The organism is Pseudomonas sp. FeN3W (genome assembly GCA_030263805.2).
Classification (GTDB): Bacteria; Pseudomonadota; Gammaproteobacteria; order Pseudomonadales; family Pseudomonadaceae; genus Stutzerimonas; species Stutzerimonas stutzeri_G.
In genome coordinates this window covers 1954640-1970017 of the sequence record CP136010.1, presented here as the reverse complement: position 1 = coordinate 1970017, position 15378 = coordinate 1954640, and the positions used below count along the sequence as shown (strand labels likewise).

Here is a 15378-nt window from a genome sequence, read left to right as displayed (position 1 = left end):
AAAGCAGCTTGAAGCCTGAAGCTGAAAGCTTGAAGAAAAGCTTGACGGGGTTCTGACCCCGCCCCGCACACTGATTCGCTTCCAGCTTCCAGCTTCCAGCTTCCAGCTTCCAGCTTCCAGCTTCCAGCTTCCAGCTTTTAGTTAGTGTTACAATGTCCGCTTTTCTGCCTCTGGGATTTCCGCCCGTGTCTGTCGTGTTCGTCGCCGCCTCCAAACTGCCGACGCCATTCGGCGTGTTCACCATGCATGGTTTTCTCGACCAGGACACTGGCAAGGAACATGTCGCACTGACGCTCGGCGATGTCGCCGACGGCAAGCCGGTGCTGGGTCGTCTGCACTCCGAGTGCCTGACCGGCGATGCGTTGTTCAGCCTGCGCTGCGATTGCGGCTTCCAGCTGGAAGCGGCGCTGCGCGCGATTGCCGACGAAGGCCGCGGCGTGCTGCTCTATCTGCGCCAGGAAGGCCGTGGTATCGGCCTGCTGAACAAGATTCGCGCATACGAACTGCAGGATGCCGGCGCCGACACCGTCGAAGCCAACGAGCGCCTGGGCTTCGCCCCGGACATGCGCGACTACGGCATCTGCCTGCCGATGCTCGAGCACCTGGGCATCGCCGAGATCAAGCTGATGACCAACAACCCGCGCAAGGTCAAGGCGCTGCAGGGCTTCGGCATTCGCGTCGCCGAGCGCAAGCCGCTGCAGGTCGCGCATAACCCGCATAACCGCAAATACCTCGCCACCAAGGCCGGCAAGCTCGGCCATATGCTCGGCGAGATCCACCAGGGCGAAGCCGAGCAGTCGTGACGCGAGCCGCCGCCCTTCGCCAGCTCGGGCGCGATGGCTGGCTGCATACGCTGCTGATGGTGCTGCCGGTGCTGGTGCTCGGCCGCGCATCGGTGGTGTTTGCCGATTGGGGCCTGCCACTCTTCGCTGCAGGCCTGGTCTCACTGTTCTTCAGCCTGCGGGCCTTCACCCGATTCAAACATGCACTGATCGCCACCGAACAGGCTCTGAACGGCCCGGCGGAGAGCGACGCTTGGAATACTCTGCGTCGCGTGCGCCGTCGTGGCCTGCTGATCGCGTCATTACCGGCCTGGTTCGGCGCTGCGGGTGCGCTATTCGGCATGGAGCCGGTTGCCCGCCTGTTGCTGGTATTCGGCAGCCTGGTTTTGCTGGTGCTCTACCGCATTCCGCGGCAATTGCACTGATGCGGCTGCTGCTCTTCGTCCTCGTTTCGCTGATGACGCTGCCCACGCTGGCGGCAGATAGGGTGGTGAGTCTGGCGCCATCGCTCAGCGAGATCGTGCTCGAACTCGATGCCACCGACCGACTGGTCGGCGTCCTGGATGGTGGCGAGCGCCCAGCTGCGCTGCAGTCTGTGCCTTCGGTCGGGCGTTATGGCCAGGTGGAGATGGAAACCCTGCTCAGCCTGCGTCCTGACCTCGTGCTGCTCTGGCCGGACAGCGTGCCACGTAGCCAGCGTGAGCAGTTACAGCAATTCGGCATTCCCGTTCTGGTTGTCGAGCAAACCCGTCTCGAAGGGCTGGCCGAGCAGTTCGTCGTGGTGGGTAATGCCGTGGGCCGCGCCGAACAAGGCGAACGACTGGCCGAGCGCTTTCGTACAGGACTCGCCGAGTTACGCAGCAACTACACGCGCGCCGAGCCGCTGCGGGTGTTCTATCAGATCTGGAATCGCCCGCTGTATACCCTCGGCGGGCAGCAGATCATCAGCGAAGCGATCGAGGTGTGTGGTGGGCAGAATGTTTTCGCCGACCTGACCTTGGCGGCGCCGCAGGTCAGCATCGAAGCCGTGCTTGCCCGTGATCCTGAAATCATTCTGGCCGGTAGCGGTGCGCAGCTGGATGAGTGGAAGGCCTGGCCGCAGCTCAGTGCAGTGCGCAGCGGTCGCCTGCTTGAAGTGCCCGACAAGGGGCTGGAGCGGCCAAGCTTCCAGATGCTGGGTGCGATCCGGAAGCTCTGCCAGGTGATGGCGGCAGCGCCCTGAGCGGGCGCGTCGGTAGCGATTACAGCGAGGGAGTCCAGGTGACGGAGACTAGGGCGGTGCGGCCTTCACCCATGTACTCGGCGCCAGTCCAGTGGATGGCTCGGGTGTACTCCTTGTCCAGAACGTTGTCGACTTTGAGTCCCAGGGTGATTTCCGGGGTTGCCTGCCAGCTGCTGCGCAGGCTCAGCAGGCCATAACCAGGCAGTTCCTCAGTGTTGGCGAGTGTGTCGTAGCTGCGGCTGAATGCCTGCCAGGTGGCGCCGATACCGATGTCACCGAGTTGGCGATCGAGATCCAGGCTGAGGGTGCGCTTGGCGCGACGGGGCAGGGTGTGGCCGCTGTCGCGATCGCGCGGATCGATGATGCTCAGGGCGGCGCTGCCCTGCCAGCCAAACAGCTCTTGCTGCAACGAGGCCTCGAAGCCATTTATGCGTGCTTTCTGTACGTTGCGCGGAATGTCGACGAAGACGATGGCGTCTTCAATGTCAGTGCGGTACAGCGAGGCTTGCAGAAGTGTCTTCTCTGCCAGTTGGCCGCGCCATTGCAGTTCATAGGTCTTGGACTTTTCCGGGCCCAGGTTGGGGTTTGAGCTCGCCCCCCACATCGGGTCCGCAGGCCAGTACAGGTCGTTGAACGTCGGTGCGCGGAAGCCTTCCGCATAGGACAGGATCACATCGTTATCGGCATCGAGGTGATAAGTCAGTGCACCATTGAAGGTGTTCTCGCTGCCGAACTGTTCGTTCTTGTCATGACGCAGGCCGAGTTCGGTCGAAAAAACTTCACCCTGCCAGCTGTGCTGCATGAACAGCGCCTGGTTCCAGCGCTCGTCTTCATCGTATTGAGTGTCGCTATTGAGCGAGTCCATGTACCAGTCGATGCCGAGCAACAGGTTCTGACCGCCGCCCAGGTTCAGCGTGTTCAGCCAACTGGCCGAGTCGCGGTAAGTGCTGAACGGGCCGCTCAGACTGGCGTCATCCGCGCGCTCGACATAGCGGTTCTCGCTATGACCCAGTTCCACGCGGGACGTCCAACGTTCGTTGATGTTGGCGCTGAGAAAGCCCGAGTAGCTGCTCAGCTGAAAGTCCGAGTAGGGATAAGCGCCATAGCTACCGTAGTCGAATTCGCTTTCGCCACGTTGATCCAGCACGCTGAACCCACCTTCCAGGCGTTCGTTGAAGCGATGGTTGAGGTTCAGAGAGAAGGCATTGTTGCGGTAGGCGTCGTGGTCGCTGTCGGGGCGCACACGGCTGTCCGTATGGTTGATACCGCGGGTGTCGTCAGCGCTGGCGCTGAGGCTGAAACGGGTGCTTTCGTTGCCGCCGGAAAGCCCCAGGCTGCGCTCCCAGGTATTGCGGCTGCCGTAACCCAGACGCAGGCGGGGATTGAGTCCTTCGCCACTGGCGCGACGCGTGAAAATCTGAACGACCCCGCCAATGGCGTCGGCGCCATAGACCGCCGAGCGTGGACCGCGCAGCACTTCGATACGCTCGATCTGTTCGACGTTCAGGTACTCCAGTGGCGAGCCACCAGCGGAAGCTGATCCGATCCGTTGGCCATCCACCAGCACCAGGCTTTGGGCGCTGCTCGTGCCACGGATGAAAAGGCTGCTGCTGGTGCCGCGCCCGCCATTCTGAATGACTTGCACACCGGGTACACGGTTGAGCAGTTCGCTCACGCTGGAGGGCTGTAGCCGGTCGATATCCTCGCGGGTGAACACCGTGCTGGCAGCACTGCTTTCGCTGCGCTGCTGCACGTCACGGTTGGCCGTGATCAGAGTATCGGACAGCTTCAGTGCGTCCTCGCGGGACGATGTCTGGGCGAGCGCCAGGCCGGGCGTCAGGGCGATGGCCAGGGCCAAACGGGACAGTTTCATCGGTAAGAAATCCTCAAAAGATCGCAGACTTTTGAGGAGGGCAGGAACAAGCGCGAGGATGACGGGCAGCAGCGCTTGACGGTGCTGCCCTCCGCAACACCAGTCGAATCCGTCAGGCCGGTCTCCGGGCTTTCGACACGCATCACGCTCACCTTCCCATGTCGGAACACAGTGGCTGTCGAGCGGACGGCGATCCCAAGGGATCGCGGTCGATTACCGTTGCGGGGGCAGCGCCGGCCTAGCTCATCGAGCGCACCGGCTTCCCGTTTAATGCGGACCTTGCGGTCGTGCACACCTGGGCGGATAAGAAAAAACGCGCGAACCATACGGCCGGGCGCGGCGAAACACAAGCGGATGAAAGCGCGCAATGACAAAGGGCGGACGCTCCCGGGTAGGTTGGTGCTGAGCACAGCGAAGCCCAGCTGGAACGTGTTGGGCTTCGTCGCTTCGCTCCTCAACCCGACCTACGCTCGGTGCATGCGGTGCGCGGAGCGCACCCCTACGATGGTCCGCCGACGATGCGCAGCGCGCTCTGCCCGTTGCCTTGGCGCTGCACCTGAATCTGCACCGGAATGCGCTCGTGCATTTCCGCCACATGGGAAATCACCGCCACCTTGCGGCCCTGGGCCTGCAGCGAATCCAACGCATCCATGGCGATCTGCAGCGACTCGGGGTCGAGGCTGCCGAAGCCTTCGTCGATGAACAGCGATTCGATCTTCAGCTTGCTCGAGGCCATCGAAGCCAGGCCCAGCGCTAGGGCCAGCGAGACGAGGAAGGTCTCGCCGCCGGACAGCGAATGCACCGAGCGCAGCTCGTCGCCCATCTCGGTGTCCATCACCAGCAGGCCCAGCGGGCTGCCGCCGCGCTTGAGCCGATAACGGCGGGCCAGCTGGCGCAACTGCACGTTGGTGTGCTGCACCAGCAGGTCGAGGTTGTAGGCCTGGGCGATCTTGCGGAAGGCACCGCCGTCACTCGAGCCGATCAGTGCGGCGATACGTCCCCAGCGCTGATGCTCGGCCCGCGCGGCGTCGATCTGGGTGAGCAATTCCCGGCTCTGATCGCGGCGCTTGTCGTCATCGATCAACTGGGCACGGGTCTCCGCGCAGCGCTGGTCGGCCTGCTCGCACTGCTGCAGTTGCTCGGCATGGCGCTGCTGCAGCCGTTCGGTGTCCGGCGTTTCAGCCTGCTGCAGTTTGTGCCCGTTCAGGCGGTTGAGGCAGCCGTCCAGACGCTCGCGACAGCGGGTCAGGGTTTCGCTGTTCTCGCGCAAGCGCTGGCGCGCCTCGGCAATCAGCTGGTCATCCATGTGCAGCAGCTGGGCGAGTGTGGCGTCGTCCAGCTCCGGATGGCTGGCGCGCCAGGTTGCCAGTTCCGCATTCAGCGCATCGCGTTCCTGTTCCAGTTCGGCGTGGCGCTGACGACAGCTCTGCTGCTCGCTGTTCAGCCGCGTCAGACCGAGCTTGCTCTCGTTGAGTTGCCGATCGATCTCGGCCTGGGCCTGCCGTGCAGCCTGAATGGCCGCGTCCAACTGCTGCTGCCAGGCGCTGGCGCTGGTCTGTTCGCCGAGGCTGGTACGCAGCGCCTGCTGGCAGGTCAGCAGCCGTTTCTCGCGTTCAGTCAGTCGCGCGCTGCAGCCTGCCTGTTTCTCCTGACGATGGTGCTGTTGCAGCTGTTCGTCGCTGCGGCGCTGCTCGCACTGGCGCAGCTCCTCGGCCAGCTCGGCCTGAGCCTGCAGTTGCTGCAGGCGCGCCGCGATGCTGGCGTCCAACTGCATAAAGGTCTGCGCCGGGTTTTCGCGCCAGCGCTGTAGGTGCTCGGCGGGCAGCACTTCGGCGAAGGCCAGCAGCTCCTCGTCGAGCTGTTGATCATCGCGGGCGAGCGCATCGCGTTGGCGCGCGAGTTGCTGAGTCGCCTCGACACAGGCTTCGCGTGCGGCCTGCCAGGCCAGCTGCAGGGTTTCGCTGCGCTGTTGCAGGGCGAACAGTTGCTGCTGATGCTGGCTGGCGCTGGCGATCTGGTCTTTCAGTGCCGTCAGCCGCGCTTCCAGCCACTGCGAGCGTTCGGCTTCAGGCTGCTCAAGCAATTGTGCGTGCGCAGGCAGGGCGAGCAGGCGCGGTGCCAGGGCCTGCAGCTGCGCGTCGACTTCGCACTGGCGCTGCTGCGTCTGGCGCAACTGCGTGCTGAGTGCGACATGCCGGTCGCGCAGTTCCTGCAGACGCTGATCCTGTTCCTGTAGCGCCTGCTGCGCGCGCGCGGCCTCGCTGTCATCGTGCCGGTCGAGATTGGCGACCAGCGCATCGGTGTGCTGCCAGGGATGCTCGTCGCTGCCGCAGACCGGGCAGGGTTCGCCCGGAATCAGCGCCGCGCGCAGCGCTTCGACAGTCTCGCTGCGCGCCAGGCGTTGGCGCTCGAGCACGGCAAGGGTGACCTTGAGCGCTTGCTCGGCGGCATCACGATCACTGCGCACCTGTTTGCCCAGCGGCACCAGGCTGTCCAGTTGGGCCTGCTGGTGGTTGTGGGCGTCGCTCAGTTCGCGCTGGCTGACGGTGAGCGTGAGCTGCTGCGCCCAGAGTTGTTGCAGCGCATCGGTTTCGCGCTCGGCCTGGCGCCGTTCTTCGAGCTGTCGATGCAACTGGGCCAGCTGCTCGGCCAGCCCGACATCGCTGTCGCGCTCGCGTTGCAGATTGTCCAGCGCCTCGCGCGCCAGGCTTTGCTGGGCTTCGGCGGCCTTGGCCTGCGCTTCCAGCAGCGGGATTTCGCCCTGACCTTTCTGCAGGCGTGCCGCCAACTGAACAGCCTGTTGCAGACGCGGACGGTAGCCGCCCCAGGCTGCACAGAGCGGTTGCAGCGCGGCGCTCGTCTCGAGTTGCTCAGTCAGCGTCGCGAGCTGTCCGGCGGCGCGCTGTTGCTGTTCACCGAGCTCTTTGAGCGTTGCCTCGCCGGCGCTGGCCGCGGCATCGGCTTGGACGCTTTCTTCGCGGATCGCGACGAGGTCGGCGTTCAGATGCTGCAGGCGTTCTTCTTCACGACGCGCCTGGGCCAGCCGTGGCTCGGCGTCCTGGCGCGCCTGTTCGGCCGCACGCAGGTCGTTGCCGGCCGCTTCGCACTGGCTCTGCAAGGTGTCGAGACGTTGCTGCAGGCTTTGCGCCTCGTGCTGCAGGCGAGAGAGGCTGTCGGCGGCCTTGCCCAGCAGGGGTTCGAGTTCGTGCTGGCGCAGAAAACGATGGCGCTGCGGCGCGAGCCGTTCGAACAGATCGAAAATACGGCGGGCTTCGCTCAGACTCTCGCGCTCGTCTTCGGCATCCTGCAGCTGCTGGCGTGCCGCTTCGCGCTCGTTTTCCAGGCGCTGCAGTTCGGCGAGCCACTGTCGCTGCGCTTCCAGTTCCTTGAGCTGCTGTTGCAGCTTCTTCAGTTCTTCGAGCTGGGCCTGATGTTCGCGCTCCAGTACGTCACGCTGCTCGGGCTCCAGCGGCTGCAAGCCGCCGGCCTGCTGTTCCAGGCGGGCGAGGTTTTCCTTCGCCTGCTTGGCGGCCTCGAAGGCGGCCTGGCCGAGGCGGCTGTAGAGCCCGGTGTCGGTGAGCTTTTCCAGTAGGGTGCCGCGCTCGTTGTCGTCGGCTTTGAGAAAGGCGGAGAACTCGCTCTGCGCCAGCAGCACGGCGCGGGTGAACTGCGCCAGGGTCAGCCCCAGGCGCGCTTCGAGCAGCTCCTTGAATTCGCGCTTCTTGCCGCTGGCCAGGAGCGTGCCGCTGTCCAGGTCGGTAAGGCTCTGGCTGCTGGCCTGCAGGCGGCCGTCGATCTTCTCGCGGGCGCGCTTGGCCTCCCAGCGGGCGCGGTAGCGGTGGCCGTCGACGCCGACGAAATCCACCTCGGCGAAACCTGCGCCACAGCCACGGCGCAGCAGGTTGCGCTCATCGCCGCCGCCGATCTCAGCTTCCATGTCGGGAACCTTGTTCAGCGGTGAGACGCTGTCGAGCCGTGGCGTGCTGCCGAACAGCGCCAGGCAGAGGGCATCGAGAATGGTGCTCTTGCCGGCACCGGTGGGCCCGGTGATGGCGAACAGACCAGCGCTGGCCAGCGGTTCGGCGGTGAAGTCGATGACCTGTTCGCCAGCAAGGGAGGCCAGGTTTTTCAGGCGAATGGCGAGGATTTTCATCGGGCGTCCTCCTCATGGACGAACTCGACCTGTTGCAGCAGCGTGGCGAAATCGTCCAGCGCCTGCTCGTCTGCCGGGTTGCCGTACTGTTCTTCCCAGGCGCGGGCGAACAGCTCCTGCGGGCTGATCTGGTCGAGGCCGAGCAGCACGTCCGATTCCGTCTCGCCGCGCTTGCCGGCGTATTCACTGGCGATGCGCACCAGGCGGCAGGCCTTGCCGGTTATCGCGGTTTCGATGCGCTGGCGCAGGTCCGGCAGCGGCTCGTCGAGCAGCACGCGTACTTCCAGCCAGGGCAGGTGTTCGTCGAACAGGCCGGTGGGCGGCAACGCCTCCAGCGCGGCGATCACCTCGGCCAGCGGTGCACGGCCGATGCGGATCATCTCCACCGCGCGCGGCACCGGCAGGCTATCGACCTGCGCCAGCTGCTCGCCGACGAGTTCGACCAGCAGCACCTGATGCGGGTAGTTGACCTCGGCGAAGGACAGCGGCAGCGGCGAGCCGCTGTAGCGGATGCGCGCCTGCCCGGCGACCTGCTGCGGCTTGTGCAGGTGGCCAAGGGCGACGTAAGCGACGGACTCGGGAAACAGGCTGGCCGGCAGCGCCTCGGCATTGCCGATGACGATATTGCGCTCGGACTCCTCCGACACCGCGCCGCCGGCCATGTGCGCGTGGCTCATGGCGACCAGCGCCTGGCCAGGCTGGCGTGCGGTTTCGGCGGCGGCGATCAACCGTTCATGCACCTGACGGATGCCGGCCATGTAGTCGTCGCCCAGTTCCATGCCGGTCACTTCGGCCGGGCGCAGGAAGGGCAGGGTGAGGCACCAGGCAGCGGTATTGCCAGTGGCGTCGTGCAGCGGCACCAGCAGCCGCTGGTGATCCAGCTGGCCTTCGGCGACCCAGCTGATGCGGCCGACGGCGTGGGCATTGAGGCGTTTCATCAGCGGCGCCGGCAGCTCGATGCGCCCGCCCGAGTCGTGGTTGCCGGCGATCATCACGATGTCCAGCTGCGGGAGCTTTTCGTGGGCGCGGACGATGAAGTCGTAGAGGCGTTCCTGGGACTTGAGTGGCGGGTTGACCGTGTCGAACACGTCGCCGGCGATCAACAGGGCGTCGGCGCGGTGGGCTACCAACTGGTCGAGCAGCCAGGCGAGGAACTGCGCGTGCTCGTGGTCGCGGTCCTGGCCGTGGAGGGTCTGGCCGAGGTGCCAGTCGGAGGTGTGGATCAGGCGCATGGGCTCAGGCTCATTGTGTGCGGGCGCAGCGGCGAGCCGCTGGCGTGGGATGTGCTGCGAGTGGTTGCGACGGATGTAAGGCTTGCGGAGCTCGTGACTGTCGTGGGCTTCGGCGGACGGTTTGGGCGCGCCGCGCCTCCACTCGGCCTTCTGACGGGGGGTGGGGTCCGAGCCGACTGGAAATTTCTAAACGGGTCCGTAGCGTGGGTAACGCGAAGCCTACCCACCGGTTTGCAAATTAATCCGCGCTGGCCCGGCAAGAACTTACTTGTAGCTTGTGGTGGAAAATGCTGCGCAGTTTTCCACCCTACATCACCGGCGAGACATGGGGGCAGAGCTGTCTGTAGGTCTCCGGCGGTAGTCTCAGCATGGTGTTTCTTGCACGAACGAGCAGGCGACACCAATCGCCCCGTCAGGAGGCCGAACGTAGTCGCTGTGGAAGGGGTTGAGCGGCATGGATGCCGCGAGAGCTGCGCAGGGCCATGGATGGCCCTTCGCAGCGTGCCCCTGGAATGGCGATGGAGTGAGGGTACCCTTCGCGCAGCGAAGGGCCGGATGCCGGGGTGGCCTTCTTTTTGGTTACTTTTTCTTGGCCAGACAAGAAAAAGTGACGCGCCGTGAGAGGCGCAACCTGGATTCCAGGCCCAGGAAAGCGCGGCGATCACATACCGAAATCCGTGCCGACGCCCTTCGCGGCCAAGACCACCCCCACAAGCCCTCACGAGTACAACCACCCCTTCAACGCCTGCAGATTCCCCACCTGCAGCTGCTGCGCCGCCGCATTCGCCTGCACGGTATTCGGGTCGATGCCGAAGCGCTGCAGCACGTACTGCACCAGCGCCCCGCGCGTCTCCACCGGCAGCTGGCCCTCTGCCATGCCGAAGTCCACCTCGATGATCGCCTTCTGCGCCGGGCTCAATCGCGCGTCCGGCTCGATCAGCACGGTCACCGGCGTGTTCCATGCCTCGTCCTGTTCGCGGGTGTGTTCGCTGGCGTCCATCAGGTCTGGCTCGCCGCGAAAGCGGCTGAGCACGAAGTCGCGGTATTCGCGGTTCTTCTCGCAGTAGGCGCGCACATGCCAGCGCATGCCGGTGAACACCAGCGTGTGTGGCGCCATCACGCGGATTTCCACCTCGGGATTGGCCAGCGAGACGTACTCGCTCTCCAGGCGCAGCCCTTCGCGACAGGCCTGCAGGATCGGCCGCAGCACCTCGGGTCGGATACTGCGGTCCGGCACCTGCAGCACCTCGGTATGCGCGTAGGCCAGCGCCAGGCCCTCGATATGCGGGGCGCGCACACGGTTCTGGTCGAGTAAATGCAGGTAGGCGCTGGCGCTGCCGTCGATGAACAGCGGCTGGAAGCCTTTGGTCGGCTTGTAGCCCTTCAGGTGGCGGTCATATGTCAGGTTTTTGGGCGCATGTTCGTTCAGGTAGGTGTTGATGTCCTTCGATGCCTGCTGGCGGCTGATGCCGAAACTCTGCATCAGGTGGCCCGTGGTCAGGCGGCCTTCCCACCAGGCGATGGTCTCGATCAGCCGGTAGCGCAGCGCCAGGTCCCAGCGAATCTGACTGATCGATTGCTTGCGTTTCATCGCCTCTGCACCTATTCCAAAGATTTACATGCCTATGTCGAGCAGGTCGACGTGTCGCGCAACGCTACATATATTCGGGGTATGTTTCAACTCGATCCGGTGGATGAGGAAACCCTGACATGAGCCTGATGATCAATGCGTTGGTGATGTCCTGCATGGCGTTCGTTGTGATGCTGTTTCTGGCCTGGCTGGCCTATGGCAGCGGCGATCGGAAGGGGTGATGAGCGTTACAGTTCTATGAAGATCAGTGGATTCCCGATGGACGGCATGAATCTCCGAGCGATGAACAGGGTCTTTGTTTCAGGCTCATTGCTAGAGATGCTTCATGAAGACTCTTTCCCGCTACCTGGCCGAAACCTTCACCTCGCAGTACCGCACGCGCGTCGAGCCGCAAGCGGACGGTCGCCTGTTGGTGCATGTCGGCTACCCGATCAATGGCACCCACGCCACGCGCATCATGGCCGGGCACCAGGTGCAGAACACCCTGCTGGTCGAAACCATACTTGAAGACATGCGTAACGAACTGGCTCGTCCGCAATGATGCTCAGCGCGTCGCCGGCAGTGCGATGCTTACGCGCAAGCCGCCCAGTGGGCTTTCTTCAAGACTCCATTCGCCACGCCAGGCCGTCAGGATATCGCTGACGATCCCCAGCCCCAGCCCGTGACCTTCCGCCGACTCGTCCAGCCGTACGCCACGGTCGATGACCTGCTCGCGCTGTGCCGCCGGAATCCCCGGTCCGTCGTCGTCCACCAGCAGGACGAAGCCATCGCCGCTGCGCTCGATGCTCAGCTCGACGCGGCTACGGGCCCACTTGCAGGCGTTATCCAGCAAATTGCCCAGCAGCTCGAGCATGTCCTCGCGATCACGCGGCAGGCGGCAGCCGGCGGGCGCCTGCCAGCGCAGGTCGAGGCCGCTGCGGTGGATCATCGCCAGCGTATCGAACAGTGCCGGCAGTTCCGCGTCGCAGTCGAAATGCGCACCGGGCAGCACGTCCACCGATAGCCGCGCCCGGCCCAGTTCGCGGCTGACCCGTTGCTGGATCTGCGCCAGCTGCTCCTGCAGGCTGGCCTGCAGTTCGGGGTGGGCGGCGAGTTCTTCGCGTTGCACCAGGCTGCCGAGCACTGCCAGTGGCGTCTTCAGCGCGTGACCGAGGTTGCCCAGGGCATGTCGCGAGCGCTGCAAGGTGTCTTCGGTGTGGCTGAGCAGGTGGTTGATCTGCTCGACCAGCGGCTGAAGCTCGACGGGCGCGCGCTGGTCCAGCTGCTGGCGCTGGCCCTGCTGCAGCTGGGCGATCTGCTGCCGCGCGCGCTCCAGCGGGCGCAGTGCCAGCCCCATGGCGTAGCGCTGCAACAGCAGCAGGGCGAGCAGGGCGAAACCGACCAGGCCAAGGCCGCTCAGCCGCACGCGGGCAAAACTTTCGAGGACCGGCGTGTAGTCCTGCGCCACGCTGATGATGATCGGCTGGCCGTCGCGGCGGTACTCGGCGCGATAACCCAGCAGTCGCTGTTCCTGCGGGCCGTCGAGCAGCTCGTCCGCCAGGCCCGCACGTTCCGGCCATTCTGGTGAGGCGTCCCACAGCGAGCGGGAGCGCCAGGTGCGCTCGGGCAATTCGATCTTGAAGTAGTGGCCGGAGAACGGCCGTTGATAGCGCGGGTTGAGGCGCTGCACGTCCAGCTGATCGCCGTTCGGCCCCTTCACCAGGGCAATCAGCAGGCCCTCGGTTTCCTCGCGCAGATCGGTTTCCAGACTGCGCCTGAGGCCTGACTCGAAGAGCCACAGGCTGGTCTGCACCAGCACCAGCGCGACCAGTAGCAGGGTGGCGATCAGCGCCAGGCTGAGGCTGCGCTGGATGGACTTCACGGCTGGCCGCCGAAGCGATAGCCCTGGCCGCGGCGCGTTTCGATCAGCTCGCGGCCGAGCTTGCCGCGCAGCCGGTTGATATGCACCTCGATGACGTTTGAATCGCGTTCGGTTTCGCCGTCGTACAGGTGTTCGGTCAGCTGGGTTTTCGACAGCAGCTGCCCCGGATGCAGCATGAAATAGCGCAGCAGGCGGAATTCGCCGGCGGTGAGTTCGATGTCCTGGCCGTCCTTGCGACAGCACTGGCGCGACTCGTCCAGTTCCAGGCCGCCGGCCTGCAGCATGGGCTGGTTGGCCAGGCCGTGGGCTCGGCGCAGCAGCGCCTGGATGCGCAACAGCAGTTCTTCGGGATGGAAGGGTTTGGTCAGGTAGTCGTCGGCGCCGGCCTTGAGGCCGTCGATGCGTTCGGCCCAGGAGCCGCGCGCGGTGAGGATCAGCACCGGTGTGGTGAGGCCGCCGGCACGCCAGTCGCGCAACACCTCCAGCCCCGGTTTGCCAGGCAAGCCGAGGTCGAGAATGATCAGGTCATAGGGTTCGCTGGCGCCCTGATATGCGGCGTCGCGGCCATCGGCCAGCCAGTCGATGGCATAGCCGTTGCGGCTGAGGCTGGCGACCAGTTCGTCGGCCAGCGGAACGTTGTCTTCGACCAGTAGCAGACGCATCAGTCTTCTTCATCCTTGAGCAGGCGCCCGTCGCGGGCATCCAGTTCCAGTTCGCGGGCAACGCCGTCGGTGGTGAGCAATTCGATTTCGTAAACGTAGATGCCATCCTCCTCCTCCAGCTCCGCTTCCAGCAGGCTGGCCCCCGGATAGCGCTCCATGGCGCGCTGGAGCAGCGCTTCCAGCGGCATGATCAGGCCCTCGCGGCGCAGCCGCAGGGCCTCATCCTGGTCCAGATCGCGGCTCGCCGCCGGAGTGGCAGCGAGCAGCAGGGTCAGTGGAACGGTTACGAAAAGGGGGGCACGCATGGATGGCCTCAGTCGTCCTGATGGTCCTTCAGCACTTCGCCGGTCTTGGCATCGAGCTCGACGTCCCATTGCACACCTTTGTCGTCGCGCAGTTCAAGCTGATAGACGTAGCGGCCGTACTCTTCTTCCAGTTCGGTTTCCTCGACGGTGGCGCCTGGGTGCTTGGCCAGTGCCGCTTCGTTGAGTTTTTCGAACGACTGGATGGTGCCGGCATCGCGCAGCTTCAGTGCTTCGTCAGGACCGATGTCCTTGGCCATGGCCAGGTTGGCACCGAGGGCGAGAGTGGCGGCGGTGAATAGCGTAGTCAGTGTTTTCATGGTTTTGATTCCTGTGGTTGGTTTCGACGATTCACAGGTTACGGGGGCTTGCTTAAACGAAGCTGAACGCCGTTACCTGCCCGAGAATGCACCGTTCGGGCGAGGGCGAACCGCGCTAAGGGGACTACGCTTGCTGCAGGTGAGCACAACCGATCGATCGGGGGGAGACGTCATGAAAATCGTGTTTCTCGTACTGCTTGCAAGCCTCGGGTTGAGTGGCCAGGTCTCTGCCGAGGATCTGCTGAAGCCCTCCACCTCACCGCCACCGGTCGATGATATGGCGGTTGGCAACAGCCTGGAGGCCGAGCCCGCTTACAGGGCCGAAGGTGTGATCCGCGCCATCGATGCGCAGCAGGGCAGCGTCACCATCGCCCACGGGCCGGTGCCGGAACTGAAATGGCCGGCGATGGTGATGCCGTTCAAGGCGGACGCCGCACAACTCGGCGGGCTGGCCGTGGGCGATGCGGTGGAGTTCCGCTTCAGCAACGGCGAAATGGACCCGCAGATCGTCTTCATTCGGCGGCAGTAGCCTCAGCGTCGCTGCTCATGGCAGCAGCCAGCGGGCTCGGAGCGACCGCTCGGGGCAACGCGATCGTCGCTGTCGTAACGGTCATGCAGGCGTACCCAGTCGGTGAGGTTGTGTTGGGGCCCGGTTTCGTTGCGCCCGTTGGGCGTCATGTCCAGCAGCACATAGGTTCCGAGCAGTTCTTCCGCGCCGCGGCCATAGGTCGAGAAGGTGTGGAAGATCTCGCCCTGCGGGTCGCGGTAGAAAACGCTGAAGCCCGACAGCTCCTCGCAGACGAAGGGTTGCCAGGCGTAGTTGTAGAAGACCTTGCCCTCGACGATGTCCTCGGCATCGAAGGACACGTGGAAGTCGCGGTTGAACCTGCTGCCGGCCGACGACAGCCAGCGGAACTGCCAGCCCATGCGCTGGCGAAACGCCTCCAGCCGGTCGAACGGCGCGCGGGAAATGGCGGCGAAGCTGACGTCATGCTGCAGCAGGTGCAGCAGCGCGCCGCCGATATGATCGGCCTCGAACGAACAGCCGACGCAGCCCTCGGTCCAGTCCGGGCCGAACATGAAGTGCTTGATCACCAGCTGGCTGCGACCCTCGAACAGCTCGCTCAGGCGAACCGCGCCACTGGCGTCGTGAAAGCGGTAGTCCTGCGCGAGGCGCCGCCAGGGCAGTCGCCGGCGCTTTTCGCTGAGCGCATCGCGTTGGCGGGTGAGCTGTTTTTCTTCCTGCAGATGGGTGCTGTGGGCGGCCAGCCATTCCTGATCGGATACGACCTTGTGCGTTGCCATGTAGACCTCCGGGGCGCGGATTGGGGAGCGGGATCGGAGCCACCGCCGCGTGGCGATGGCCCTGTGACAGAGTCG

At 64.7% G+C, this 15378-nt stretch carries 14 protein-coding genes and 1 riboswitch; of the genes, 5 read left to right on the top strand and 9 right to left on the bottom strand.

The window, feature by feature from the left end; genetic code table 11:
- Positions 1-185: 185 nt before the first annotated feature.
- The 3 genes from ribA to P5704_009345 are packed head-to-tail and all read left to right on the top strand — an operon-like array spanning position 186 to position 2004.
- Positions 186-803 (top strand): GTP cyclohydrolase II, encoded by a 618-nt coding sequence (gene ribA, locus P5704_009355; GenBank protein WOF80664.1) that lies wholly within the window; start codon positions 186-188, stop codon positions 801-803.
- Entirely contained in the window at positions 800-1207 is a 408-nt protein-coding gene (locus P5704_009350; GenBank protein WOF80663.1) for a hypothetical protein, read from the top strand. Before ribA ends, P5704_009350 begins: the two co-directional genes overlap by 4 nt.
- On the top strand, positions 1207-2004 hold the full coding sequence (locus tag P5704_009345; GenBank protein ID WOF80662.1) for a cobalamin-binding protein: 798 nt from the start codon (positions 1207-1209) through the stop codon (positions 2002-2004). Before P5704_009350 ends, P5704_009345 begins: the two co-directional genes overlap by 1 nt.
- Positions 2005-2023: 19 nt before the next feature.
- Here P5704_009345 and P5704_009340 read toward each other — a convergent pair whose 3' ends face one another.
- The 4 genes from P5704_009340 to P5704_009325 all read right to left on the bottom strand — a co-directional run bounded on the left by P5704_009340 (position 2024) and on the right by P5704_009325 (position 10853).
- The gene (locus P5704_009340) at positions 2024-3877 is read right to left on the bottom strand and encodes a TonB-dependent receptor (GenBank protein ID WOF80661.1); all 1854 of its coding nucleotides are present in this window, start codon (positions 3875-3877) and stop codon (positions 2024-2026) included.
- 97 nt (positions 3878-3974) lie between these two features.
- Positions 3975-4191: riboswitch (cobalamin riboswitch) on the bottom strand.
- A 185-nt stretch (positions 4192-4376) separates the two neighbouring features.
- Positions 4377-8030 (bottom strand): AAA family ATPase, encoded by a 3654-nt coding sequence (locus tag P5704_009335; protein WOF80660.1) that lies wholly within the window; start codon positions 8028-8030, stop codon positions 4377-4379.
- On the bottom strand, positions 8027-9262 hold the full coding sequence (locus P5704_009330) for an exonuclease SbcCD subunit D C-terminal domain-containing protein (protein WOF80659.1): 1236 nt from the start codon (positions 9260-9262) through the stop codon (positions 8027-8029). Before P5704_009330 ends, P5704_009335 begins: the two co-directional genes overlap by 4 nt.
- A 718-nt stretch (positions 9263-9980) precedes the next feature.
- Complete coding sequence (locus P5704_009325) at positions 9981-10853, bottom strand: WYL domain-containing protein (GenBank protein WOF80658.1); 873 nt, start codon at positions 10851-10853, stop codon at positions 9981-9983.
- 325 nt (positions 10854-11178) lie between these two features.
- On the opposite strand from P5704_009325, the gene P5704_009320 reads away from it, so the two are divergent.
- The gene (locus tag P5704_009320; protein ID WOF80657.1) at positions 11179-11394 is read left to right on the top strand and encodes a hypothetical protein; all 216 of its coding nucleotides are present in this window, start codon (positions 11179-11181) and stop codon (positions 11392-11394) included.
- Between the two features lie 3 nt (positions 11395-11397).
- On the opposite strand, the gene P5704_009315 is transcribed toward P5704_009320, so the two are convergent.
- Genes P5704_009315 through P5704_009300 form a run of 4 tightly spaced genes read right to left on the bottom strand, consistent with a single transcriptional unit; the run spans position 11398 to position 13998 of the window.
- Positions 11398-12714, bottom strand: a complete 1317-nt coding sequence (locus P5704_009315; GenBank protein WOF80656.1) for an ATP-binding protein — start codon at positions 12712-12714, stop codon at positions 11398-11400.
- Positions 12711-13376, bottom strand: a complete 666-nt coding sequence (locus P5704_009310; protein ID WOF80655.1) for a response regulator transcription factor — start codon at positions 13374-13376, stop codon at positions 12711-12713. The genes P5704_009315 and P5704_009310 overlap by 4 nt, the downstream gene beginning before the upstream one ends.
- Positions 13376-13681: a PepSY domain-containing protein gene (locus P5704_009305; GenBank protein ID WOF80654.1), complete on the bottom strand. Its 306-nt coding sequence runs from the start codon at positions 13679-13681 to the stop codon at positions 13376-13378. The genes P5704_009310 and P5704_009305 overlap by 1 nt, the downstream gene beginning before the upstream one ends.
- Positions 13682-13689: 8 nt before the next feature.
- Positions 13690-13998 (bottom strand): PepSY domain-containing protein, encoded by a 309-nt coding sequence (locus tag P5704_009300; GenBank protein ID WOF80653.1) that lies wholly within the window; start codon positions 13996-13998, stop codon positions 13690-13692.
- A 172-nt stretch (positions 13999-14170) separates the two neighbouring features.
- Here P5704_009300 and P5704_009295 point away from each other — a divergent pair, with 172 nt between their 5' ends.
- Positions 14171-14527, top strand: a complete 357-nt coding sequence (locus P5704_009295; GenBank protein WOF80652.1) for a copper-binding protein — start codon at positions 14171-14173, stop codon at positions 14525-14527.
- A gap of 2 nt (positions 14528-14529) precedes the next feature.
- Here P5704_009295 and P5704_009290 read toward each other — a convergent pair whose 3' ends face one another.
- Positions 14530-15303 carry a thioredoxin family protein gene (locus P5704_009290; protein WOF80651.1) on the bottom strand — a complete coding sequence of 258 codons (774 nt, stop codon included), beginning with the start codon at positions 15301-15303 and terminating at the stop codon, positions 14530-14532.
- Between the last annotated feature and the right edge of the window lie 75 nt (positions 15304-15378).

Coding starts and splice junctions, on each gene's coding strand:
- P5704_009345 (WOF80662.1), top strand. CDS start 1,207: ATGCGGCTGCTGCTCTTCGTCCTCGTTTCGCTGATGACGCTGCCCACG.
- P5704_009340 (WOF80661.1), bottom strand. CDS start 3,877: ATGAAACTGTCCCGTTTGGCCCTGGCCATCGCCCTGACGCCCGGCCTG.
- P5704_009335 (WOF80660.1), bottom strand. CDS start 8,030: ATGAAAATCCTCGCCATTCGCCTGAAAAACCTGGCCTCCCTTGCTGGC.
- P5704_009330 (WOF80659.1), bottom strand. CDS start 9,262: ATGCGCCTGATCCACACCTCCGACTGGCACCTCGGCCAGACCCTCCAC.
- P5704_009325 (WOF80658.1), bottom strand. CDS start 10,853: ATGAAACGCAAGCAATCGATCAGTCAGATTCGCTGGGACCTGGCGCTG.
- P5704_009320 (WOF80657.1), top strand. CDS start 11,179: ATGAAGACTCTTTCCCGCTACCTGGCCGAAACCTTCACCTCGCAGTAC.
- P5704_009310 (WOF80655.1), bottom strand. CDS start 13,376: ATGCGTCTGCTACTGGTCGAAGACAACGTTCCGCTGGCCGACGAACTG.
- P5704_009305 (WOF80654.1), bottom strand. CDS start 13,681: ATGCGTGCCCCCCTTTTCGTAACCGTTCCACTGACCCTGCTGCTCGCT.
- P5704_009300 (WOF80653.1), bottom strand. CDS start 13,998: ATGAAAACACTGACTACGCTATTCACCGCCGCCACTCTCGCCCTCGGT.
- P5704_009295 (WOF80652.1), top strand. CDS start 14,171: ATGAAAATCGTGTTTCTCGTACTGCTTGCAAGCCTCGGGTTGAGTGGC.
- P5704_009290 (WOF80651.1), bottom strand. CDS start 15,303: ATGGCAACGCACAAGGTCGTATCCGATCAGGAATGGCTGGCCGCCCAC.